Raw genomic sequence first — 21,116 nt, forward strand, 5'->3', positions numbered from 1 at the left:
AGCGTTTCGACTTCCTTTTCCAGCTCTCGGATGCGCTTTTCCTGTTCGGTCAGGGCTGGAACACCTCGACCGGTGAAGACGGGTCGGCCCTGTTCCTGTGCTTCCTTATGCTTGCGGATCCAGCGACACAGGATTTGGACGGAAATGCCCAGGTCTTCTGCCACTTTGGTGGCGGTCATCCCAGGTTGGGTGGCCAACTGGACGGCTTGAAGCTTAAAATCTGTGCTGTATTTGGTGGGCGTTTTTCTCACGGTCTGACTCCTATTCTGACAGCTCAACCTGGAGTCAACAAAACTGTAGCAAGATCAGTTTACAGCAATGACCCTGTTTTCATTGTTCAGCAGATTGCCAAGCCAAAGGAACAGCCCCTGCAACACGCAGGGGCTGTTCAGCGCATTGAATTTCATGATGATCGAAAGCAATCCCAAGTGCATCCCATCAGAATTGGACTCCCTGTCACACCTTTTTCAGCTGGTGAACAGGCCAGAAATGCACGGGATTGAGGTGTTGATACAGTTGGTCCAGAAGCCACATTCTGGGGTAATCCAGTTCATGGGTGGACATCAAGTATGAAAAGGGGCTGTCCACGTAAGTGGCATTGGCCACTTCAAGATCAAAATACGGCCCCGAGAGGGTTCTGAACTTGCGAAATCCAAAGGCCATGTGTTCCTGTAAGGTGGGCAGAAATGCCGCCAGTTCCTCCGCTTCCTCGGTGATGTCCAAGAAACACAACAGCTCCCTTTCCCATTTGGCCTGTTCAAAAAGGTGTTTGATGTCCGCCTCCAATGCTTGACACAACTCCACCTCAAAATCTTCATAGAGCCAGTTGGTTTTCATGGTTTTTGCAGCCTCTTTCAGGTTGTTGGGTTTTCCAGTTGAACCCTTCCAAAAACGCCATTCTGCTGGATCAGGGCCATGTGTTTTTCGGTTTTGCTGGACACTCAGGTGTCAAAAAAGAAGCAAAGCCAAACCAGATGACCATGTGCTGGACACATCGCACATCACTGTACCAGCACGTGGCCAGAACAAAAATGGTGCTTTTGGCGGACCCTGATCTGTGAAATGGCAGATGCCTCAGAAGGTTTCAGACCACCAGAAGCAAACCCAAGCCTCTGGTCAAACTTCACCCTTTAAACGCCCAGAGCACACCAAACCTGTCATGATGCTCAAAGCTGGTGGTCTGAATCCTCTGCTTGCTTCAGAAAAGTTTCCATCTGCATGTGACACCCTTCAAAACCACATGCCCCAAAAAGGAATGCTGGACAACCGCTCATCCTCTTTCTCTGTCCAAGGGCGAGATTGCCAGAACGTTTCACCCCGCAGGAGATCTGAGAATTCATGCTGCAGGTAGCAGGGCAGGTGCTCCAGATCTTCCACCACAAAGCTTTGCTCATTCCTGCTCGTGTTTCATGCCACCGTGTTGCCTGCTGGAAGACTGCGTGTAAAGGGCCAGATGCCTGTACTCTGGCAAGGCAAAAACAGGGGCGAAATCAAAATCCCACATCCCACCACCCTCCTCATGCTTCTGCGGCATGTCAGGATCCAGTCTGACAGCCTCAGCGAGGCACTTTGCAGCCTCCAGCAATGCTGCACGGTCAAACAGGATGTTGTTCAGGTCCCACCGTTCCCACTGCCCGAGGGGAAAGTCCTCGACATCCCAGATCCGAAACGGGCAATTCCCATCTGGAATGGCCTGTTCCAGAAGCACTTCAGCATCCATGCATTTGAGTTGGGCAGGTGGAAGGACATCCTTCAGGCTCTGGTGAAGCTGCTGTTGTGCTCTGGTGAAAGCGGCGTTCAAAGCAGGGTCAATGTCTGCCCGGTGGATTGGCGTTTCAATGCGCCTGTGCCGCTCTGGATCTGCATGGGCCATTTCCACAGCACAATTTCTCACGGTGACTTTCAGGCCCAGCAGGTCCAGCACTTCAGGAAACTTGCGGGCACGCAGCACCGAGCACTCCAAATCCTTCTGGTGTTCTCCGGTCCAGTTGTACGCTCGGGAAAGAAAATACAGCTCTTCAGCATTCAAGTCCTCCACAGTGCGACCATCAAGCAGAAGTTGCTTGATCTGCTGGCCTTCCTCTCTGGAATGCATCACGTCCGTTTCAAAAAGGGCTTTCACCTGATCCAGAGGCGTTTTTGTCATGGCCTCAGATTGCTCCATCTCGATTTCTTCGATGGTTTGAGACCACAGGTCTTCATCATTCTGAAAGTGGAAAAACCAGAGAACCGGACCCTTTGAAAGGGTCCGGTTCTGTTTTTAGAGCACACACTTCAATTCTTGTGCCTGAGCCGGTCCAGCGTGACGGCCAGCACGATCAAACATCCAATCACCACTTCGTTGAGCAGGGGATTGACCGAGAAGTGCACCAGAGCGTTGTTGACCACCGCCATGATCAGCACCCCCACCAGTGATCCCCAGATCGACCCGAGTCCTCCGGCAAGGGAGGTGCCTCCGATGACCACTCCGGTGATGGCGGTGAGTTCGTAGCCCACCCCGTTGGTGAAGATGCCCGAGTCCAGCCTCGAAATCAGGATCATCCCTGCAAGGGCGGACAGCACACTGGAGAGCATGTACACGCCAATTTTGACCCGGTCTGCGTGAATCCCGGTGAGTTTGACGGCTTCTTCGTTGCCTCCGATGGCGTACACGTAACGTCCAAAGCGGGTGTATTTGAGGGTGAGGGCGCACAGGGCAAACACACTCAGGGCAATCAAGGTGGGCACAGGGACGCGCAACACGGTCCCGTCGCTGATCCATTTGATGGTTTCAGGCAGGCCCTGAATGGGTGATCCCGAGGTGAGGGTGAGGGCGAGTCCCTTGAGGGCAGAGAGGGTCCCGAGGGTGACGATGAAGGGCGGCAACTTCAGGCGGGTGATCAGGATGCCGTGCAGGAAGCCCACAAATGCTCCCAGCAGGATTCCCACCAGAATGGCCAGCCATGGGTTCAAGGGGGTGAAGCTCTGGGAGGCGTATCCGAAGCTGCCTTTCATGAGGCCAGCAGCAATCACCCCAGAGAGGCCCACCACCGATCCCACCGAGAGGTCAATGCCTCCGGTGAGGATCACGAACGTCTGCCCGGCTGCCACAATGGCCACCACCGAGGCGGCAAGGCCGATCAGCATCAGGTTGTCGAAGGTGCCAAAGGCAGGCCGGAAAATGGAGAACAGGACCACCATCAGGACCAGCACCAGCAGGGTGCCGGATTGGTCGAGGAGGTTTTTCCACGGGAAACTCTGGGGTTTGGGCGGGTTGGGGTTGCGGATCATGGGGTGACTCCTTGTCCTGCAGCCAGTTGCATCACGGCTTCCTGACTGAATTGTGGGCGGCTGAGTTCGCCTTGAATGCGGCCTTCGTGCATCACCAGAATGCGGTCAGACATCCCGAGCAGTTCGGAAAGGTCGCTGGAAACCATCAGGATGGCCATGCCTTCCTGGGCCATCTGGTTGATCAGGCGGTAGATTTCGACTTTGGCGCCCACGTCCACGCCACGGGTGGGTTCATCGAGCAGCAGGATTTTGGGGTTCAGGGCCAGCCAGCGGGAAAGCAAGACTTTTTGCTGGTTTCCACCAGAGAGCGAGGGGATGGTTTGCTCGGGGCCGTGGGTTTTGATGCCGAGTTGCTGGATGTGTTGCTGGACCAGTTGGTGTTCTTTTTGAGGGTCAATGAAAGGTCCAGAACCCAGTTGCGGCAAAACCCCGAGGGTGAGGTTTTCGCGCACGCTGCGGGTGGGCAAGATGCCCTGTCTTTTGCGGTCTTCGGTGAGCAGTCCCAGTCCGAGTTGCACGGCTTGACGGGTGCTCTGGAGGGTGTGGGGGACCCCGTCCACCCAGATCTGGTGGGTGCTGGGGTCGGCCCCGAAAATGGCCCTGAGGAGTTCGGTGCGTCCAGAGCCCATCAGTCCGCCAATGCCCAGCACTTCTCCTGCGTGCACAGTGAGGCTGGCTTCTTTCACTTTGTGGTCCTGGCGGGTGAGGCCCTGCACTTTCAGGCGCTCGGGGCCTTTGGTGGGTGGGGTTCTGGGGTACTGCTCGTCGATGTTGCGTCCGACCATCAGGCGGATCACTTCTTGAGGGTGGGTGTCTGCCACCCAGAGGGTCTGGATGGATTGTCCGTCCCGCAGGATGCTGACCCGGTCTGCCATTTCAAAGATTTCTTCGAGGTGGTGGGAGATGAACACGATGGTGATGCCCTGAAGTTTGAGCTGCTCCACCACCCGGAACAGTTCACGGGTTTCGTTCAGGGAGAGGGCCGCGGTGGGTTCATCCATGATCACCACCCTCGCCTGATGGTGCAGGGCCTTGGCGATTTCCACCATTTGCTGCTCACCCACCCCGAGGGTGTGGATGTTTCTTCGGGGGTCCACCATGAGGCCGACCCGTGCCAGCAGTTCTGTGGCTTTGTGGTGCATGGTTTTCCAGTCCAGCACCCCATGGCGGGTGGGTTCGAACCCCAGGAAGATGTTTTCACTGATGCTGAGGTGGGGAATCAGGTTGAATTCCTGATAGATGGTGATGATGCCGTTTCGCTGGGCATCTCTGGGGGTATGCAGGGTGGTTTTCTGGCCGTCGATCCGGATTTCTCCCTGATCGGGAGGGTACACCCCCGAGAGGATTTTCATGAGGGTGCTTTTGCCTGCACCGTTTTCACCTGCAATGGCATGCATTTCACCGGTTTTGAGGGTCAGGTCAACGTGGCGCAGGGCCGGCACACCGTGGAAGTGTTTGGCGATGCCTTGCAACTGGATGAGGGGTGGGGGCTGGGGAAGGGCAGTCATGGGACTCCTGTGCGCAATCATTGCGTTATTTTTGAAACTTTCGTTATTTTCATTTATCCGCCTGTAGGGAAGGTTTGTCAATTGGGTCTTCTGGTGGTTCAAGAGGCCCTTTGGAGGCAAAGCTTCCTTTTTGGCGGGCAAGATGACATCATTTTGCTTTTGTGGATCAGGTGCAGAAAAACATGTTTTCAGAAGTTGAAAAGTATTTCATTTTCTCGAAAATGGTTTCAGGAATTGATGTGTTTTTCAAAGCACTTGCGGTTGACAACACCGAAAGCATCCATTACATTGATGGCGAAGTTGTGAAAATTTCGAAAGTTCGCTGGTGGCCCTGTGCTTCTCACTGTGCCTGCCACCGGTGAGGCTTTCCGGCGCCGTCACTTCACCTGAAAACTTTTTCCCTTCAACCCCAGCACAGGGCTCTTTTGGCCCTGCGCCTGAAATCCTGCTGCCCTGAAAGGAGAAACCCCGTTCATCCCCCTCTGGCTTCAAGTTTCCAAGCCCCCTTTTGACCGTTTCTTGTTGAGGTTTCCATGAAAAAACGCAGCGTTTTGCTGGTGGCCGCCACCAGTGCCACCCTGATCGCCTATGCCCAGAGCACCAGAACCATTGCCGTGCTGGTTCCTGCTTTCACCAGCCCCTTTCACGTGGCCATCCGCGATGGGGCCAGCGACTTCGCCAAAGGCCTCGGGTGGAACGTCGAAACCCCCGCCCCCGTCAAAGAAGGGGACTTCGCCGAACAGGCCAACACCCTTGAGCAGTTGATCCAGAAGAAAGTCTCTGCGATCTCCGTGAACCCCATCAACCCTGCAGCCCTCACCGGATCCATCAAGAAAGCCAACACAGCAGGCATTCCGGTGTTCGTGCACAACGGCCTCACCCCTCTGGAAGACAAAAACGCCAAAGTGGTGGAGTACGTGGGGTACAACCAGTGGAAAGGCGGCGTGCAGGCCGGCGAATACGCCGCCAAACTCCTGAATGGCAAAGGCAAAGTGTTCATTCTGGACGGCATTCCCGGCTTCCACAGCAACCGCCGTGCAGGAGGATTCAAAGCTGCTCTGGCCAAATACCCCGGCATCACCGTGGTCGGGGAAACCCCTGCCGACTGGGAACGCGAAAAAGCCGTGAACGTGGCCACCGCAGCCCTGCAGAAAGACCCGGACATCAAGTTGTTTTACGGGGTCTCCGACGAGATGGCCATCGGTGCAGGCATCGCAGCCCGCCGCCTTGGCAAAGACGTGTTCACCATTGGCATTGATGGCAACGACGTGACCCTGGATTTGATTGCCAAAGGTGAAGTCACCGCCACCCTCGGGGTGTATCCCCGCAAGATGGGAGAAGTGGTGGTCTCCCAGATGCAAAAAGTGCTCTCCGGCCAGAAAGTTCCCCAGTACCTGGAAACCCCTTCCATCATCGTGAACAAAACCAATCTGGCGCAGTACCGGGCCGGGAAAACCTGGAAGGCCCCCCGCGCCGGGAAAGCCGAGGTGGACAACGGCAAGCCCTGAGTCCATTTGAAGTCCCACCTTGCGTTTCGGTGCGTCCCGACTGCGGTCGGGGCGTTTCATTGGAGAAAAATGTAAGCGTTTACATTTTGAGGCTTTTGGAGAAGGACCTTCATTCAAATGCCCTTCTCTCATGAGGTCAGGTTTGCAGAGGGGTGGTTTCCACCATGCGGACCAACCCCGAGGACCCCCTCGCTTCCAGATGCCCTGAAATCAGGGGGATCGGGACCAGAGCACTGCCATGCAGCAACCGGATCATTTGGTCCACTGCGGCCTGTGCCAGATCCCGCACCGGGAAATGCACCGTGGTGAGGGTCGGTTCACAAAACTGCGAGACCATGAAATTGCCCACCCCCACCACCGAAACATCCTCTGGGACCCTGAGCCCTCTGTTGCGGATGGCACGCATGGCCCCCACAGCCATCCAGTCGTTGTACGCAAAAATGGCCGTGAAGTGTGTGGTGCCGAGCAAACGCTGGGTGAGGATTTCTCCTTGTTGCACGTCAAACGTCCGGGCGTTGCCTGCAAAGACCAGAGCCGGGTCCACCCCCAGCCCCGCTTGCTGCAGGGCCTTGATGTAACCGGTGTACCGCCCGAGGGTGTGGTCGCTGCTCATTGGTCCGGTGATGTGGGCTATGCGGGTGTGACCCCGTTCCAGCAGGTGCTCGGTGGCCAGTGTCCCGGCTTTCTCATGGTTGAAGTTGAGGCTTTTGTCATTCCACTCGGGCAGGTGGCGGTGCAGCAGCAGGGTGGGCAAATGGGTGGGCATCTGGCACAGCAGGCTTTCATCGCTGAGGGCCCTCGGGAACACCACGCACCCCCCCAGAGACTGGTGCTGGAAGGTCTGGAGGGCTTCGGTTTCCAGTTGAGGGTCATCGTTGCCCACCAGGCAGATCATCTGGTGGCCCATTTCATGCAGCCTGCGTTGCAGGTGGTGCGCAAGGGTGGCACAGGCTTCTTCTTGCAGGCTGGGCAAGAGCACACCGATGGTGCTTTTGTTGTGCTGAGCGTTTTTCTGGGCGCTCAGGTAAGGGAGGCGGTACCCCAGTTGCAGCATGGCCTGATGCACCCTTTCCACTTTGGCAGCTTGCACCTGTGCGGTGCCGTTGATCACCCGTGAAACAGTGGCCGCAGAGACGCCTGCCACTTTTGCCACGGCTTTGATGGTGGGTTGAGGGGGACTCATGGGGAAGTTTTCCTGTGCAGGTCAATCAGGGACCCTTGGATGGTGCAACTTGGGTGATGCTGGCAGGTTTTCATTTGATCAAATTTTACCAGAATTTTGTATTTTTCTCTGAATTTGATCAAATTTATCTGAATAAACCAGAAGGGTTTTAACCTGAACACTAGATAAATCTCTTTCAGAACAATGTTTTATTGGCAGACTTGACGGAGATCCCTGAAAAGCCTATACTCGCTATGAAACAAGATACAAAAAAGGCAACAATTTCAGAGATCTGATCTCATTTTGCAGAAGTCAGGAGAACCCATGCCCCAATCCCCAACCCTTCCCGGACCCCACATCCTCTACGGAGGGGACTACAACCCCGAACAATGGAGCGAAGACCTCTGGCTGAAAGACATGCAACTGATGCAGCAAGCTGGAGTCAATCTCGTCTCGATTGGCATTTTTGGCTGGAGCAAACTCGAACCTCAGGAAGGTGTGTTTGACTTTCAGTGGCTGGACCTCCTCCTTGACCTGCTGCACCAGCACGGCATTCAGGCGAACCTCGGCACCGCCACGGCTTCTCCCCCGGCATGGATGGCCCACACCTACCCCGAGACCCTCCCGGTGAACGCACAGGGGACCGTCTACGGCTTCGGGTCCAGACAGCAGTACAGTCCGGCCAGCCCCATTTACCGCGAAAAAGCCGCCCGACTGGTGCGTCAACTGGCGGAACGTTACGGCAAACACCCCGCTGTGGTGATGTGGCACATCAACAACGAATACGGCTGTCACATTCAAGAGTGTTTCAGTGAAAGCACCGCTCAGGCCTTCAGAGGCTGGCTGCGACACCGTTACGGCGATCTGCAGACCCTCAATCAGGTGTGGGGCACCGCTTTCTGGAGCCAGACCTACCACCAGTGGGAACACATCCAGCCCCCCCGCATGATGCCTGCTTTCCCCAACCCCACGCAGGTGCTGGACTGGCGCAGGTTCTCCAGCGACATGATTCAGGAATGCATGCAAATGGAAGTGGACCTGCTGCGGGAAATCACCCCCCACCTTCCCGTCAACACCAACTTCCTGGGGATCAGTAGGGCCGTCAACCAGAGGGCTCTGGCCGCCACCGAGGACGTGGTGTCCATCGACATCTACCCTGATCCTGCGCAGCAAAACGCACCCCAAGACACTGCCCTGCAAGCCGACTGGGCCCGCAGCCTGCGGGACGGACAAGGGTGGATCCTGATGGAGCAGGCCCCGAGTCAGGTGCAATGGAGGGCCATCAACCAGCCCAAACGCCCCGGACAGATGCGCCTGCTGAGTTACAGCATGATCGCCCGTGGAGCGCAAGGGGTGATGTTCTTCCAGTGGCGTCAAAGCAAAGCTGGCGCCGAAAAATACCACTCAGGCATGGTGCCCCACACCGGGGTTTCCTCCAGAATCTGGCAGGAAATCCAGAGCCTCGGGCAGGAACTCAAAGCCCTGCCCACCCTCAAGCCCCAGATGAAAGCCAAAGTCGCCATCATCATCGACTGGGACAGCTGGCAGGCCCTTGAGCAGGACTCCCACACCCACAACCACCTGAAACTCCTCGATCAGGTGCAGTGCTACCATCAGGCGCTCTGGAAAGAGAACATCCTCACCGATCTGGTCACCTCCTACCACGACCTGAGCCCGTACCAACTGGTGCTCACCCCCAGTTTGCCGATCCTCAGCGAAACCGCCGCTGCCAACCTCCGGCAGTATGTCAAAGAAGGTGGGCATCTGGTGATGGGGTACTTCAGTGGCATCACCGACCAGAACGACCACATTCACGCCGCCACCCGGCACGGCAGTTACAACCCGTTGATGTGTGACGTGCTGGGCATCCGCATCCGGGAATTCTCGGGTCATGATCCCGAGGAGGCTTTGCTGCTGGACAACGGGCTCCACGCCTCCCACTGGAGCGAAGACGTGGAGTTGCAAGGGGCCACCCCACTTGCCCACTTCACCCATGAACTTTACCCCCACTCTCCAGCCATCACCCGCCACAACCACGGCCTGGGACAGGCTTACCACCTTGCCACCCAGCTGAAGGCTGACAGCATGCACCAGTTCCTGAAAACCGTGCTGAAAACCGCACAGGTGAAAGCCCCCCTTCAGGTGCCAGAGGGCATCGAGGTGGTGCGCTGGGAAGACGGCACCCTGTTCCTCTTGAACCACCACCCCACCCCTCAGACGGTCACCCTGCCTGAACCACACACGGACCTGCTCGGTGGTCCCTCCCACCAGAGTGAACTTTTCCTTGCTGCACGTGGTGTTGCCATCTTGCAGCCCCAACCCGTCACCGTTGCCCCCTAAGCCCTCAAGAGGAGCCCCCTCCTCGGGAAAATCAGGAAAGAAGGAACCGAAATGAAAAACCCCTTGATGCTCAGCCTGGCCCTCGTTGCTGGTGGTGCCTTTGCCGCCCCCAAAGGTGAAATCACCGTGTGGAGTTGGGACGTGGCCGCCAAAGCCCTCGAAGCCACCATCCCCAGCTTCAACAAGAAGTACCCTGACGTCAAAGTCAAAGTGGTGGACCTGGGCAACCAGAACGTTTATGACCGTGGCCTCGCAGGATGCGCCGCTGGCGGAGCTGACCTCCCTGACGTCTACAGCGTGGAAAACGGTGAAGCCGAAGTGTTCTGGGCCCGCTTCCCCAACTGCTTTATCGACCTCACCACTCTGGGCGCAGGGAAATACCTGAAGAGTTTCCCTGCCTTCAAATGGACTGAACTGTCCGTCGGCAACAAGCGTTACGCCATGCCCTGGGATTCCGGCCCTGTGGTGATGTTCTACCGCCGTGACCTCTACAAAGAGGCCGGGGTCAGCGTTTCTGCCATCAAAACCTGGGACGACTTCATCAAAGCCGGACAGAAAGTGAACGCCAAGTTTGGCGGCAAAGTCAAAATGGGCGTGATTGGCAACGGCAGCGACGACGAGTGGTTCCGCATGCTGGCCAACCAGAATGGCTGCTTCTACTTTGACAATGAAGCCTCTGAAGTGACCATCAACCAGCAAGGCTGTGTGGATGCCCTCAACACCATCAAAAAGCTGCTGGACGCCAAACTCCTCACGGTGGGCGACTGGGGCGGCCAGATCACCGCATTCAAGAAAGGCGACATTGCCACCTCGATGTTCGGCGCATGGTACGAAGGGACCATCCGCAGCAACGCTCCAGAGCTGAGCGGCAAGTGGGGCGTGTACCCCATGCCCGCAGCGAAAAAAGGTGGCGTGCGTGCAGCCAACCTCGGGGGTTCCGCTCTGGCCCTGCCTGCCAGCAGCAAGAACAAAGAAGCCGCTTACGCCTTCATTGAGCATGCTCTGGCCACCAACGAAGGTCAAATCGCCATGCTCAAGCAGTATGGTCTGGTGCCCTCCCTGCTCAGTGCCGCCAAAGACCCTTACGTTGCACAAGGCCAGAAGTACTGGGGCAACCAGAAAGTCTGGAAGACCATTCTCGACACCCTCGGTGACGTGCCTGCTGCCCGTGGCACCCAGTTCTTCCAGGAGGCCCGTCAGGTGATGGTGGTCACCCAGGCCGACTTCATCTCTGGCAAGTACAAAACCGCCAAGGAAGCTCTGGATGCTGCTGCCAAGCAGATCAGCGGCATCACCGGACTCCCCATCGCCAAGTAAAGCCCATTTCCATTCACTTCTTTCAGGGTGCCTGCTGCATTTTTGCGGATGCAGCGGGTGCCTCACACCCCGAGCGGCTGTTTCAAGGAGGGCAAACGCATGCTTCGCCTCAGGCAAAACCTGACCCCTTATGGTTTTCTGTTACCGTACCTGCTGATTTTTTTGCTGTTCTGGGCTTACCCCCTGATTCGCAGCCTGCTGGACTCTTTTGACGACTCCCGCACTTTGGGTTTTGCTTTCAGCTTCACAAACTGGACGAGACTTTTCGCTGATCCTTTTTTCTTCACGGCCCTGAAAAACACCTTGCTGATCATGGTGGTTCAGGTTCCAGTCATGCTGGCCCTCTCTCTGGGACTGGCCGTTGCCCTGAATTCAGACATGCTGAAAGCCAAAGGGTTTTACCGCTTCGCGTTTTTCGCCCCTCTGGTGGTCGGCACCACCGCTTACTCTGCGATCTTTCGTTTGATTTTCAGCACCCAGTACGGCGCAGTGAATCAGGGCCTCAACGGGCTGGGTTTGCCTTCGGTAGACTGGCTCAATCAGGCCACCCCCGCCATGACTGTGATCATGCTGGCGATGACCTGGCGCTGGACGGGATACAACGCCATCATCATGCTGGCTGGGCTGCAATCCATCGGCAGTGAAGTGTATGAAGCTGCTGCGATTGATGGGGCCAGCAAGTGGACCACCTTCTGGAAAATCACCCTGCCCCTGATGCGCCCGAGCATCCTGTTCACGCTGGTGCTGTCGGTGTTCGGAACCTTGCAGCTGTTCACCGAGCCTGCCCTGATCACCGCTGGCGGACCCGGCAACGCCACCATGACCATCGGGACCTACCTGTACCAACAGGGCTTCAGAAGCTTCAACTTCGGTTACGCCAGCACCATCGCATACGGGGTGGCGATCCTCGGGGCCATCGTGAGCTGGATTCAACTCAAACTGCTGGGGAGGGACTGAACCATGGGCATCCAAAGCAAAATCACCGCATCCACCCCGAGGCCCCGCCAGCGCACCCAGAATGTGCTTCCAGCCGTGGGACTTCATCTGCTCTTGACGCTGGGAGCCTTTTTGTTTCTGGCTCCGCTTTACCTGATGATGGTTTACGCCACCCAACCGGACAACGGCATTTACTCTGGAGCCGTGTGGTTCGGCACAGAGGCAGTCCAGAACTTCCAGAATTTGCAGGCCGACACCAATTTCCTCAGGGCCATGCTCAACTCGGTGGGGATCGCGGTGCTCTACACCACCATCAGTTTGCTCCTGACCAGCATGGCGGGTTTTGCGTTCACCAAGTACGACTTTGCAGGCAAAAACTTCTGGTTCGGGATCATTCTGGCCACGCTGGCCATTCCTGCCTTTGTGACCATCATCCCGCAGTACATCCTGATGGCCAGCAATTTCAAACTGACCAACACCTACTGGGCGGTGATCCTGCCGGGGCTGGCCAACACCATGGGGATTTTTTACATGCGCCAATCCTTCCAGAGCGTGCACAATGACCTGCTGAACGCAGCCCGCATTGACGGGGCCAGTGAATGGCGGGTGTACTGGCAGATCGCCCTGCCAGTGGTGCGTCCTGCTCTGGCTGCACTGGCGATCCTGCTGTTTCTGTCCAGCTGGAACGATTATTTGTGGCCCCTCTTGGTGCTGAACAACAAAGATGCTTACACCATTCCTGTGGCACTGGGGACACTGGTGGGTCTGAACCGTGTTTCCTGGGGCGGCATCATGATGGGCACTGCGATTTCCACTGTGCCATTCTTGATCCTGTTCGTGGCAGCCCAGAGGCACATTGTCGCTGGCGTGGCAGGGGGCAGCGTCAAAGGCTGAAGACCACAAACCACAAGGACCTCTGGAATTCCAGAGGTCTTTTGACATGCAACTGCTGTGGGTCACGGGCTTGCGAGGTGGCCAGAGATCTGCTCGCTGCTTCTCTCAACCTCCGAAAACCAAAAGGAAGGGACCTTGAGGTCCCTTCCTTTCATCAAATCCAGCTCAATCTGCGCGGATGACCATCCACTGCTGGTTGTCCCCGAGGTTGTCTTCCCATTGCAGCACCGTCGCGGAATTGTCCAGAGACTGTCCATTCACATCAAGCAGTTTGCCGCTGTTTTTGTTGATGATTTTGAAGTACCCATTGCCGGTGCTTTGCAATTGCCACTGCTGATTGTTGTCTCCAGAGTAGGTGTACTGGATGACGTTGGTGCCGTTGCTGGTGCTGGCCCCGGACACATCGAGCGCTTTACCGCTGTTTTTGTTGGTGATCTTGTAGTACCCGTTGCCAAGGTCGGTGAAAATCCAGCGCTGGTTGTTGCCTTCGTTGTCGTCGTACTGACCGATGCTGGCGCTGTCGCTGGTGGAGGCCCCCAGCACGTCAAGGGCTTTCCAGCTGTGCTTGTTGAGGATTTTGTAGCTCTGACCAGAGGTGACGGTGTTGGTGGGTGCGGCAGCCACGGCAGTGTCCACCACGTAGGTGGTGATGGACTGGGCAGGCAGGCTGAGGATCAGGCTTTTGTTGCTGATGCTCTGGTTTTTCAGGGCCAGCAGGTTTTCGGTGCCAGAGGTGCGGTAGACTTTCGCCGTGGTGCCAAGGGTGGTGAACCCGTTCATGTTGAGGGTGACACCACTGGCAGTGCTGGAGGAATTGATGGCGACGACCACCAGTTGGTTGTTGCTGTTGAGGGCGGCCAGCATGTTGGGGTGGCTGATCGGCAGGATTTGTGCGCCAGGCCGGATGAATTTGCTGAATTGCCCCATGGCGTAATAGGCCTTGGTGAGGGTGTAACTTTCGCCACTCAGGAAGTTGGCTTTGATGAGCCCCCAGGTGTGGTTGGTGCCAGAGGTGCCGTCGTTGTTTTCCACGGCCTGCCAGTACACCCACGCCTTGGCTTGCAGGTCGTTGAGGTCTTTTTTGATGGTGGTGGCGAGGTCGAGGGCGGTGCTCAGCTGGTTGGCGGTGGTGTTGGTGGCGTTGCAGCAGCCGTATTCGGACATCCAGAGGGTTTTGTTGTACCGGGCAGCAGTGTTTCTCAGGACGCTGCGGTAACTGCCCTGATAGGCGTGGGTGTTGATCTGGCTGATCTGGTTTTTGACGGTGTCAGGGTAACTGTTGAATTCGGTGTTGGTCAGGTCGATGTTGGTGGTGTCCATGGCACTGATCAGGGTGGGCAGGGCTTTTTGTTGCACGGCCGTTGCCACTTCATTGATGATTTTGGGTTGCTCGGCCCGGCTGACGTTCATGCCTTCCTGTCCACCGCCCGAGAACCAGTAGCCACTGTCGGGTTCATTGAGGGGGTCAACGGTGGTGAAAGTGACCCCCTCAGTGTTTTTGAAGTGCTGGAGAACGGTGGCGATGTAATCTGCGAAGGCGGTGTACATGTCGGGGCGCAGGTTGTCGTAGGCGGGCTGGGTGGCTCCGGCGGTGCAGTGGTTTTCCAGCATGAATGAGGGGGCAGAATTGGAGAAGGCTTCCAGCAGGTTGGCTCCGCGGGTCTGGGCAGCTTTGAGCACCCAGCGCTGGTTGGCGTCACGGGTCCAGTCGTACACCCCGAGGCTGATGGCAAAGCTCTGGACGTTTCCGCCGGGGCGCAATTGGCTTCGACACACGTTGTCTGGTGCATCTGCCCCGAGGTTGTAGCGGGCGACGTTGAATTTCAGGCCGCTCGGGCCGTAAAGCAGGTCCATGATCTGGTTGCGGTTGGTGTCGGACCAGCCGCCGACCACGTTGGCCCACCATGCGAGAGAGGTGCCCCATCCCTGAAAGGTCTGGTATCGCACCCGGGTGTCGATGATGGCACTTCCGGTGGCTTGTGGAAGGGGGGGTTCTTCTGTGAGGGGTGCAGTCTGGTTGCAGCCGATCATGAGCAGGGTCAGACCGCCAAGGAGGGTGTGGGTTTTGATCATGGGTGCTCCTGAATGGACCGCCGATGCATTCGGGGTCCCTCTGATGCGTATTTTCACATAAATCCCAGAATTTCTGGATGCTTGATGTGATTTTACAGAGTGCTTTGAATATAACGCTTTCCCCATGGTGCGTCAAGGCAGCACAAGATGCACATTTGTAAGTTCTTCAAGCAAACATTCCATAAAAAAAGCCTATCCAGCATGAGGCGCAAAAGACACTGGCGAGAATTGACCTTCAACGTCTCCAAAACGAAAAGCCTTAATTCTTCGAGATGCCGTGATTGGTTTTTACAAAAGTGCTTGACATCTGACTCATCAAGACTTAACATTACAGACACCGAAACGCAACCCGTTTGCCCCTGTGACCTTCTAGGTCACGGTTCCCCCTCGCTCTGGCCCACAGACGCGTTCTGCTGAACGTGACTGAGCCATCCCATGCACCCTGAAGCCCCACGGTGCACCGCTCAAGTGTTTCCACAGAAAGAGGATTTTCATGCGCAACCCTTCACTGATGGCCCTGCCCCTGCTCACCCTTGCCCTGATCACCGGATGCGGAACGCAAGTCCCAAGCAACTTGAATCTCGACGTCGAAGCCAACGCACTGTCCGGCTACATCAACTCCGGTGAAGTCTGGAAAGACACCGCAGGAAACACCATCGAAGCCCACGGTGGCGGCATGATCAAAGTGGGAAGCAAATACTACTGGATCGGCGAAGACAAATCCCACAACTCCAGCCTCTTCAAAGGGGTCAACTGTTACTCCTCCACTGACCTGAAAAACTGGACCTTTGAAAAAGCCATCTTCACCCCCGGAGCGGTCACCACCAGCGAAATCGTGGAACGGCCCAAAATTGTCTTCAACAACACCACCAACAAATACGTGATGTACTTCCACCATGACAGCTCAAATTATGGCTTTGCCCATGTGGGCATCGCGACCAGCGACACCGTTTGCGGAACCTACACCTACGTCAAGAGCTTCCGTCCCCTCGGTCACGCCAGCCGCGACATGACCCTGTTCAAAGACGATGACGGCACCGGATACCTGATCGCCTCCACCGACATGAACAACCCCCTGCGCATCTTCAAACTCACCCCTGATTACATGGACGTCGCACAAGAAGTCATCTCCATGGACGGCTCATGGATCAACAACCGTGAATCCCCCGCCATCTTCAAAAGAAACGGCAAATACTACCTGATGACTTCCCAGACCACCGGATGGGGCACCAACAACAACCACTACGAATATGCCACCTCTCTGGCCGGTCCCTGGACTTCACCCGAGTACTTCGCACCCACCAGCACCAACACCTGGGACTCCCAGACCACCTACGTGCTGACCGTGCAAGGCACCTCTGGCACCACCTACCTGTACATGGGGGACCGCTGGAAAGGACCCAACGACCTGGCCCGCTCCACCTACGTCTGGCAGCCCCTCACCTTCAACGGAGACATCCCCTCTCTGGACAGCGACACCCCTTTTGCCATTGACACCGCCACTGGCACAAACAGCAAAACCCTGCTGAAATTTGACGATTACGAATCCTGGAGTGCCCCCAACTGGACCGCCCTGAGTGGCAACTGGAGTGTGCAGCAACCCGGGGGCCGTTCCCGCGAATACCAACAAGGAAACGGATACGGAGCCCACATCACCACCACCGGACAAACCACCTGGAAAGACTACGTGGTGGAAAGTTACGTCTACTCAGACAACCAGTACGGCAGCATCGGCCTGCTGGGACGGGTGCAGAACGCCACCAACTTCTACCAATTGGAACTCAAACGCACGGGCAGTGGCAACACCTGGAACATCTACAAAAACCTCAACGGCAACTGGACCCTCATCGCCACTGGACCTTTTGACTTCTCGGCAGGCACCTGGTATGGGCTGCGCTTCGAAATGAAAGGCACCGCCCTGAAAGCCTACGTGGCCGACTGGTACGGCTGGAACCTCCTGGGAGGCGGCACCGACAGCAGCTTCACACAGGGCAAAGCTGGTCTGCGCACCGACAATCAGGCCGGTTCTTTTGACCTCACCAAAATTTACCTGAAAAAGTAAACCGGGTTTGAACGGTTCTGAAATGGAAAGGTCAGGGAGTTGATCCCTGACCTTTCCATTTGGGTTTTGAAAATCTTCAGGTGTGACCCCGGGGCTTGAGGGCCGGTGCAGGCACTGTGGATGCCCGCACCACCAGATGGGTGTTTAAAGGTGGTTGCTGCACCGGTTCCTCCCCTTTGAGCAAAGACACCACCAGATCTGCAGCCTGCATGCCAAGCTCCTCACAGGGAAAATACACCGAAGTCAGGCCCTGCAAGGTGGTCCGGGCAAAAGTGCGGTCGTCAAAACTCACCAGAGAAACATCTTCTGGAACCCGCAAGCCCGCCCCTTTGAGCGCCTTGATGGCCCCCAGAGACAGCCAGTCGTTGGCCGCGAACACCGCTGTGAAACGGCTTCTGGACAGCAGGCGGTTCATGAGCTTCTCCCCTTCCACCTCTCCCCAATCGCTCTCCGAGGTGGACAAAAACAAGGCTGGGTCTGCTGGGATGCCCGCTTCCTGCAAGGCTTTGATGTACCCAGTGTACCGCCCGAGGGTGTCTGGACGGTTCAGTGGACCGGTGATGTGCACAATGCGGGTGTGCCCGAGGTCCAGCAGGTGACGGGTGGCCTGATACCCGCCCATCTCGTTGTTGATGTACAAGCAGTATGGACCTGCCTCGGGAATGAAACGGTTGAGCAGCACCAGAGGCACCTGCTTGTCCATGAGGTCCAGAATCACCTCATCGGAAATCAAATCCGCAAACAGGATGTAAGCATCGAGGTTGCGGCTCTGGAAAGTTTTGATGGCATCCAGTTCCTTGTCAGGGTCATCGTGTCCCAGAGAGCACATCATGTGCAAACCATGGTCGTAGAGGCGGCGTTCAATCGCATTGACAATCATGCCGTAAAACTCATCGCGCAAATTGGGCACCAGGACACCCACAGTTTTGAGGTGATCGGTGAGCAGGCTTCTGGCAAAGGGGTTGGCTTTGTACCCGAGGTCCTCGATGACTTGCCGCACGCGGGCCACTTTGTCGGGATTCACTTTGGCGTTCCCGTTGAGCACCCTGGAAACCGTTGCTGTGGACACCCCGGCTCTCTGTGCAATGTCCTGGATGGTGAGGTTGTGTGTGGGTCGCATGTCAGGCTCCATTTCAGAAGGAAGTGATCACCCGTTGAATCCTGCTGTGGTGTGGGCAATCCATCAAAAACCTCTGGTGAAACAAAAGGCTTTCATTTGATGCATGTTTACATTTTAAGGCTTTTGCATGCAAAGCATGTAAAGCCAACCTTCAATCACCCACGGCCAAAAGGGAGTCAACATTTCTTCCAGCGTTCTGCCCTCTGCCACGACCTGCGTCTGGCGTTCCGCCACTTCAGCGTCCTCTGTCATCCAGAGACCACAACACATGCCCAAGTGGTGGTCATGCAGCAAGAATGACTTCCAAAAATGGCATACCCTGAAGCGCAATCGACAGGGAAGGCTCACTGGAGGAACTTTCATGGAAACTGGGCGCAAAACTGGCATGCATGCCTTAACCCTTGAACGTGCTGCTCAGTGCAAAAAACTCGCAATCCGTTGAATTGCACATCTGGCAGATCCGCCATTTGCAGGATGCTCTGGTCACCTTGCCTCTGTACACTTCTTGCATGCAAAAATCAGGCAGGTGCACATGAAAGTCTGGTCTTACCAGAGCCTTGAGGCTTTCGAAGTCCTGCAAATGCAGGGGGTCCTCAGGGGCGAGAGACGGTATGTGGACCGACATTTTGTTCATGCCTATGACGTCCTCAGAGACATGATGACAGAGCAACTGGGCTCCCCTCCATCTCAGTGCACTTGCCCCATGTGGGTGTGGGTGCGCGGAAGGTCAGGCAAACGTTATGGGGGCAGAAAACCCACCCGTCGCTACAAAGGGCATGTGCTGTTGACCTTGGAGGTCCCAGAGGAGCGGGTTCTGGTGTCGGATTTTCATGCCTGGCACACCTGCCTGAACAACCGTCCCCTTTGCGCATTCGAATCAGAAGAAGAGCTGCACTACGAAGGGTTGATCGGCGATCTGCCCCAATTTGATCCCAGCCGCACCAGCTTGATCCGGGACACATGGTGGCGCATCACCGACCTTTCCTGGTGCCTCAAGCATGTCTATGCGTCTGAAAACCCCAAAACCATGTGGTTGCAGGGCACCCTCTGGGAAATCCAGCAGGCTGACGTGGTGAAAGTGGAGCATCTGGACTTTGCAAGGGCCACCTGGGAGAAGCACCTCCGCACCCAGGCTTACTGGGACCACCGTACCTTTAAGGACGCCAGTTGAACTTTCACTGGAAGGGCTCCATTCACCTCAACCTTGCACTCCATTGACGGTCTGGCTAAGATGTCCAACACAGTTGAGGGGGGTTCTCCCCTCCCTTCAAACCTGCAAAACAATTTTTCCCCCAGAGGCCCCTCATGAAAATCATTTGCATTTCTGACACCCACAACCAGCATGAGCAACTGAAACTTCCTGATGGCGATGTGCTCGTTCACGCCGGGGATTTTTCGATGCGGGGCCATGTCGCCGAAACCCAATCTTTTCTGGATTGGTTTGCTGCACAACCCCACCCACACAAAATCTTCATTGCAGGAAACCACGACTTCATCTTTGAGAAACGCCGCAAGAAAGCCCGAGCCATGGTGCCTGACAGCGTGATCTACTTGGAGGATCAAGAAATCACGCTGGAAGGGGTGAAGTTCTGGGGTTCACCGATCACACCCACTTTTTTTGACTGGGCCTTCAACCGCGGTCCATGGGTGATTGTTCGCCATTGGGACCTCATCCCAGAAGACACCGATGTGCTGATCACGCACGGTCCTCCTCTCGGGACACTGGACCGGGTGTTGCCGGAAGGTGAGCACGTCGGTTGCCCGAAACTGAAGGAGGCTCTGGACCTTCGACTGCGTCCAAAACTGCATGTTTTCGGGCACATTCACGAGGGGTATGGTCAGGTGGTGGAAGGTGGACGGATTTCCGTCAATGCCTCCTTTCTGGACCATGGGTACCGACCTGCGAATCCACCTGTGGTGGTTGAGCTGACCGCCACAAAACAAGGTCAGCTCAACTGAAAAATCAAATGACAAATTCTTTTCTGCCCAGCCCTACGCAAAAGAGACCATCAGATGCTCCTCGAGTGTGGCGAGGAAAATCGGTTCAGAATCCCTGCTGGGTGCGTCCCGCTGCGGACTTTTCATCACTGGTTTTCAGGCCTTCTTCCAGCATCTTGAACATGCGGTCCATCTGCACGCCGCTGGCTTCCAGCAGTTCGGGCTTTTTGCCCCGCAAGAACAGCAAATCCAGTTTGCCACCCTGCAGGCTGGTTTCCTGCTCGAAGGCCCACAAATCCCCATCCCGGGTGAGGGTGCGCTTGACGATCAACTGGGTGTTTCTCAGGTAAGGGATGCTGACCACCAGGCTTTCCAGCATGTGACAGGAAACCACCTCAAGGGTCACTTGCCGGCCATCTTTGTAGGTGAGGGTGCCTTTGACATGCTGCCTGAAGGGGCCACTGAATTCCAGTCGCTCCACCGCAGGATCCCACAGGGGCCAGTGTTGTGGGTTGCTCCAGAGTTGCCAGACGGCCTGGGCCGAACTGTGGGTGCTCGCTGCATAGGTGCTGATGTGCATGCGTTCCTCCTGAGGTGCTGTTGAGAATATGTTAACGGTAACAGATCAAGCCCTTGAACACCAGTCCCCCTCAGTTTTTGCCAGGGGTGACGCACGTCGCGAAGGGGTTAAGGTAAGACATGAACCCCGAGCAACTGAAACTCGCAGTCCAGCACTTCTCTGAGCTCCCTGATCCCCGGACAAACCGAGGGCTCAATCAACCCCTCATCAACGTGATCGTCATTGCCCTGTGTGCTGTGCTCAGCGATGCAGACAGCTTCTATGACATGGAGGATTTTGGGGAACTCAAACGGGATTGGCTCTCAAGCTTCCTGGACCTCCACACCGGTATACCCTCCCATGACACCTTCAATCGGGTCTTCGCCAGGCTCGACCCTACGCACTTTCAAGCCTGTGTGCTCGACTGGG

At 56.2% G+C, this 21,116-nt stretch carries 19 protein-coding genes; 10 read left to right on the top strand and 9 right to left on the bottom strand.

Annotated elements, in window-relative coordinates:
• From Q371_RS21100 to Q371_RS21125, 5 genes are all read right to left on the bottom strand, one after another.
• Window positions 1-251, bottom strand: a 251-nt coding sequence (locus Q371_RS21100) for a transposase (RefSeq protein WP_034344218.1), incomplete at its 3' end; no start/stop codon positions are given.
• Window positions 252-456: 205 nt separating this feature from the next.
• Entirely contained in the window at window positions 457-837 is a 381-nt protein-coding gene (locus tag Q371_RS21105; protein WP_034344221.1) for a hypothetical protein, read from the bottom strand.
• Window positions 838-1,390: 553 nt separating this feature from the next.
• Entirely contained in the window at window positions 1,391-2,146 is a 756-nt protein-coding gene (locus Q371_RS21115; protein ID WP_157442864.1) for a hypothetical protein, read from the bottom strand.
• 128 nt (window positions 2,147-2,274) lie between these two features.
• The gene (locus Q371_RS21120) at window positions 2,275-3,270 is read right to left on the bottom strand and encodes an ABC transporter permease (RefSeq protein WP_034344230.1); all 996 of its coding nucleotides are present in this window, start codon (window positions 3,268-3,270) and stop codon (window positions 2,275-2,277) included.
• Window positions 3,267-4,778, bottom strand: coding sequence for a sugar ABC transporter ATP-binding protein (locus Q371_RS21125; RefSeq protein WP_034344232.1), 1,512 nt, complete (start codon window positions 4,776-4,778; stop codon window positions 3,267-3,269). Before Q371_RS21125 ends, Q371_RS21120 begins: the two co-directional genes overlap by 4 nt.
• 161 nt (window positions 4,779-4,939) lie before the next feature.
• Here Q371_RS21125 and Q371_RS21130 point away from each other — a divergent pair, with 161 nt between their 5' ends.
• Together Q371_RS21130 and Q371_RS21135 are read left to right on the top strand one after the other, a co-directional pair.
• Window positions 4,940-5,140 (top strand): hypothetical protein, encoded by a 201-nt coding sequence (locus tag Q371_RS21130; RefSeq protein WP_034344235.1) that lies wholly within the window; start codon window positions 4,940-4,942, stop codon window positions 5,138-5,140.
• A 171-nt stretch (window positions 5,141-5,311) separates the two neighbouring features.
• Entirely contained in the window at window positions 5,312-6,286 is a 975-nt protein-coding gene (locus Q371_RS21135) for a sugar ABC transporter substrate-binding protein (RefSeq protein ID WP_034344237.1), read from the top strand.
• A gap of 136 nt (window positions 6,287-6,422) precedes the next feature.
• Here the strand turns inward: Q371_RS21135 and Q371_RS21140 are convergent, their stop codons facing one another.
• Window positions 6,423-7,469 (bottom strand): LacI family DNA-binding transcriptional regulator, encoded by a 1,047-nt coding sequence (locus Q371_RS21140; RefSeq protein WP_034344241.1) that lies wholly within the window; start codon window positions 7,467-7,469, stop codon window positions 6,423-6,425.
• A gap of 303 nt (window positions 7,470-7,772) precedes the next feature.
• Here Q371_RS21140 and Q371_RS21145 point away from each other — a divergent pair, with 303 nt between their 5' ends.
• The 4 genes from Q371_RS21145 to Q371_RS21160 all read left to right on the top strand — a co-directional run bounded on the left by Q371_RS21145 (window position 7,773) and on the right by Q371_RS21160 (window position 12,935).
• The gene (locus tag Q371_RS21145; RefSeq protein WP_034344244.1) at window positions 7,773-9,788 is read left to right on the top strand and encodes a beta-galactosidase; all 2,016 of its coding nucleotides are present in this window, start codon (window positions 7,773-7,775) and stop codon (window positions 9,786-9,788) included.
• 51 nt (window positions 9,789-9,839) lie between these two features.
• A complete protein-coding gene (locus Q371_RS21150) occupies window positions 9,840-11,105 on the top strand; it encodes an ABC transporter substrate-binding protein (RefSeq protein ID WP_034344248.1) in 1,266 nt (421 codons plus the stop codon).
• A 99-nt stretch (window positions 11,106-11,204) separates the two neighbouring features.
• The gene (locus Q371_RS21155) at window positions 11,205-12,062 is read left to right on the top strand and encodes a carbohydrate ABC transporter permease (protein WP_034344251.1); all 858 of its coding nucleotides are present in this window, start codon (window positions 11,205-11,207) and stop codon (window positions 12,060-12,062) included.
• 3 nt (window positions 12,063-12,065) lie between these two features.
• Complete coding sequence (locus Q371_RS21160) at window positions 12,066-12,935, top strand: carbohydrate ABC transporter permease (RefSeq protein ID WP_051964982.1); 870 nt, start codon at window positions 12,066-12,068, stop codon at window positions 12,933-12,935.
• A 165-nt stretch (window positions 12,936-13,100) separates the two neighbouring features.
• On the opposite strand, the gene Q371_RS21165 is transcribed toward Q371_RS21160, so the two are convergent.
• A complete protein-coding gene (locus Q371_RS21165) occupies window positions 13,101-15,008 on the bottom strand; it encodes an RICIN domain-containing protein (protein ID WP_051964983.1) in 1,908 nt (635 codons plus the stop codon).
• A gap of 493 nt (window positions 15,009-15,501) precedes the next feature.
• Between Q371_RS21165 and Q371_RS26170 the strand changes: the two genes are divergently transcribed.
• A complete protein-coding gene (locus Q371_RS26170; protein ID WP_051964985.1) occupies window positions 15,502-17,070 on the top strand; it encodes a family 43 glycosylhydrolase in 1,569 nt (522 codons plus the stop codon).
• Window positions 17,071-17,146: 76 nt separating this feature from the next.
• Here the strand turns inward: Q371_RS26170 and Q371_RS21175 are convergent, their stop codons facing one another.
• Window positions 17,147-18,190 carry a LacI family DNA-binding transcriptional regulator gene (locus Q371_RS21175; protein ID WP_051964986.1) on the bottom strand — a complete coding sequence of 348 codons (1,044 nt, stop codon included), beginning with the start codon at window positions 18,188-18,190 and terminating at the stop codon, window positions 17,147-17,149.
• Between the two features lie 532 nt (window positions 18,191-18,722).
• Between Q371_RS21175 and Q371_RS21180 the strand changes: the two genes are divergently transcribed.
• Together Q371_RS21180 and Q371_RS21185 are read left to right on the top strand one after the other, a co-directional pair.
• Window positions 18,723-19,361 (top strand): DUF3841 domain-containing protein, encoded by a 639-nt coding sequence (locus Q371_RS21180; protein ID WP_034344254.1) that lies wholly within the window; start codon window positions 18,723-18,725, stop codon window positions 19,359-19,361.
• Between the two features lie 134 nt (window positions 19,362-19,495).
• Complete coding sequence (locus Q371_RS21185) at window positions 19,496-20,149, top strand: metallophosphatase domain-containing protein (protein ID WP_034344257.1); 654 nt, start codon at window positions 19,496-19,498, stop codon at window positions 20,147-20,149.
• An 85-nt stretch (window positions 20,150-20,234) separates the two neighbouring features.
• On the opposite strand, the gene Q371_RS21190 is transcribed toward Q371_RS21185, so the two are convergent.
• A complete protein-coding gene (locus Q371_RS21190; protein WP_034344259.1) occupies window positions 20,235-20,708 on the bottom strand; it encodes an SRPBCC family protein in 474 nt (157 codons plus the stop codon).
• Window positions 20,709-20,827: 119 nt separating this feature from the next.
• Between Q371_RS21190 and Q371_RS21195 the strand changes: the two genes are divergently transcribed.
• Window positions 20,828-21,116 (top strand): ISAs1 family transposase (locus Q371_RS21195; RefSeq protein ID WP_034344158.1); only part of this gene is annotated, 289 nt, incomplete at its 3' end.

The sequence above is a fragment of the Deinococcus misasensis DSM 22328 genome (assembly GCF_000745915.1).
Taxonomy (GTDB): Bacteria; Deinococcota; Deinococci; order Deinococcales; family Deinococcaceae; genus Deinococcus_C; species Deinococcus_C misasensis.

What these genes read in the sequence shown, in the direction of transcription:
- Q371_RS21105 (WP_034344221.1), bottom strand. Translation starts at nt 837, where the DNA reads ATGAAAACCAACTGGCTCTATGAAGATTTTGAGGTGGAGTTGTGTCAA.
- Q371_RS26170 (WP_051964985.1), top strand. Translation starts at nt 15,502, where the DNA reads ATGCGCAACCCTTCACTGATGGCCCTGCCCCTGCTCACCCTTGCCCTG.
- Q371_RS21180 (WP_034344254.1), top strand. Translation starts at nt 18,723, where the DNA reads ATGAAAGTCTGGTCTTACCAGAGCCTTGAGGCTTTCGAAGTCCTGCAA.
- Q371_RS21185 (WP_034344257.1), top strand. Translation starts at nt 19,496, where the DNA reads ATGAAAATCATTTGCATTTCTGACACCCACAACCAGCATGAGCAACTG.
- Q371_RS21135 (WP_034344237.1), top strand. Translation starts at nt 5,312, where the DNA reads ATGAAAAAACGCAGCGTTTTGCTGGTGGCCGCCACCAGTGCCACCCTG.
- Q371_RS21150 (WP_034344248.1), top strand. Translation starts at nt 9,840, where the DNA reads ATGAAAAACCCCTTGATGCTCAGCCTGGCCCTCGTTGCTGGTGGTGCC.
- Q371_RS21165 (WP_051964983.1), bottom strand. Translation starts at nt 15,008, where the DNA reads ATGATCAAAACCCACACCCTCCTTGGCGGTCTGACCCTGCTCATGATC.
- Q371_RS21125 (WP_034344232.1), bottom strand. Translation starts at nt 4,778, where the DNA reads ATGACTGCCCTTCCCCAGCCCCCACCCCTCATCCAGTTGCAAGGCATC.
- Q371_RS21190 (WP_034344259.1), bottom strand. Translation starts at nt 20,708, where the DNA reads ATGCACATCAGCACCTATGCAGCGAGCACCCACAGTTCGGCCCAGGCC.
- Q371_RS21140 (WP_034344241.1), bottom strand. Translation starts at nt 7,469, where the DNA reads ATGAGTCCCCCTCAACCCACCATCAAAGCCGTGGCAAAAGTGGCAGGC.
- Q371_RS21115 (WP_157442864.1), bottom strand. Translation starts at nt 2,146, where the DNA reads ATGACAAAAACGCCTCTGGATCAGGTGAAAGCCCTTTTTGAAACGGAC.
- Q371_RS21160 (WP_051964982.1), top strand. Translation starts at nt 12,066, where the DNA reads ATGGGCATCCAAAGCAAAATCACCGCATCCACCCCGAGGCCCCGCCAG.
- Q371_RS21120 (WP_034344230.1), bottom strand. Translation starts at nt 3,270, where the DNA reads ATGATCCGCAACCCCAACCCGCCCAAACCCCAGAGTTTCCCGTGGAAA.
- Q371_RS21145 (WP_034344244.1), top strand. Translation starts at nt 7,773, where the DNA reads ATGCCCCAATCCCCAACCCTTCCCGGACCCCACATCCTCTACGGAGGG.
- Q371_RS21155 (WP_034344251.1), top strand. Translation starts at nt 11,205, where the DNA reads ATGCTTCGCCTCAGGCAAAACCTGACCCCTTATGGTTTTCTGTTACCG.
- Q371_RS21175 (WP_051964986.1), bottom strand. Translation starts at nt 18,190, where the DNA reads ATGCGACCCACACACAACCTCACCATCCAGGACATTGCACAGAGAGCC.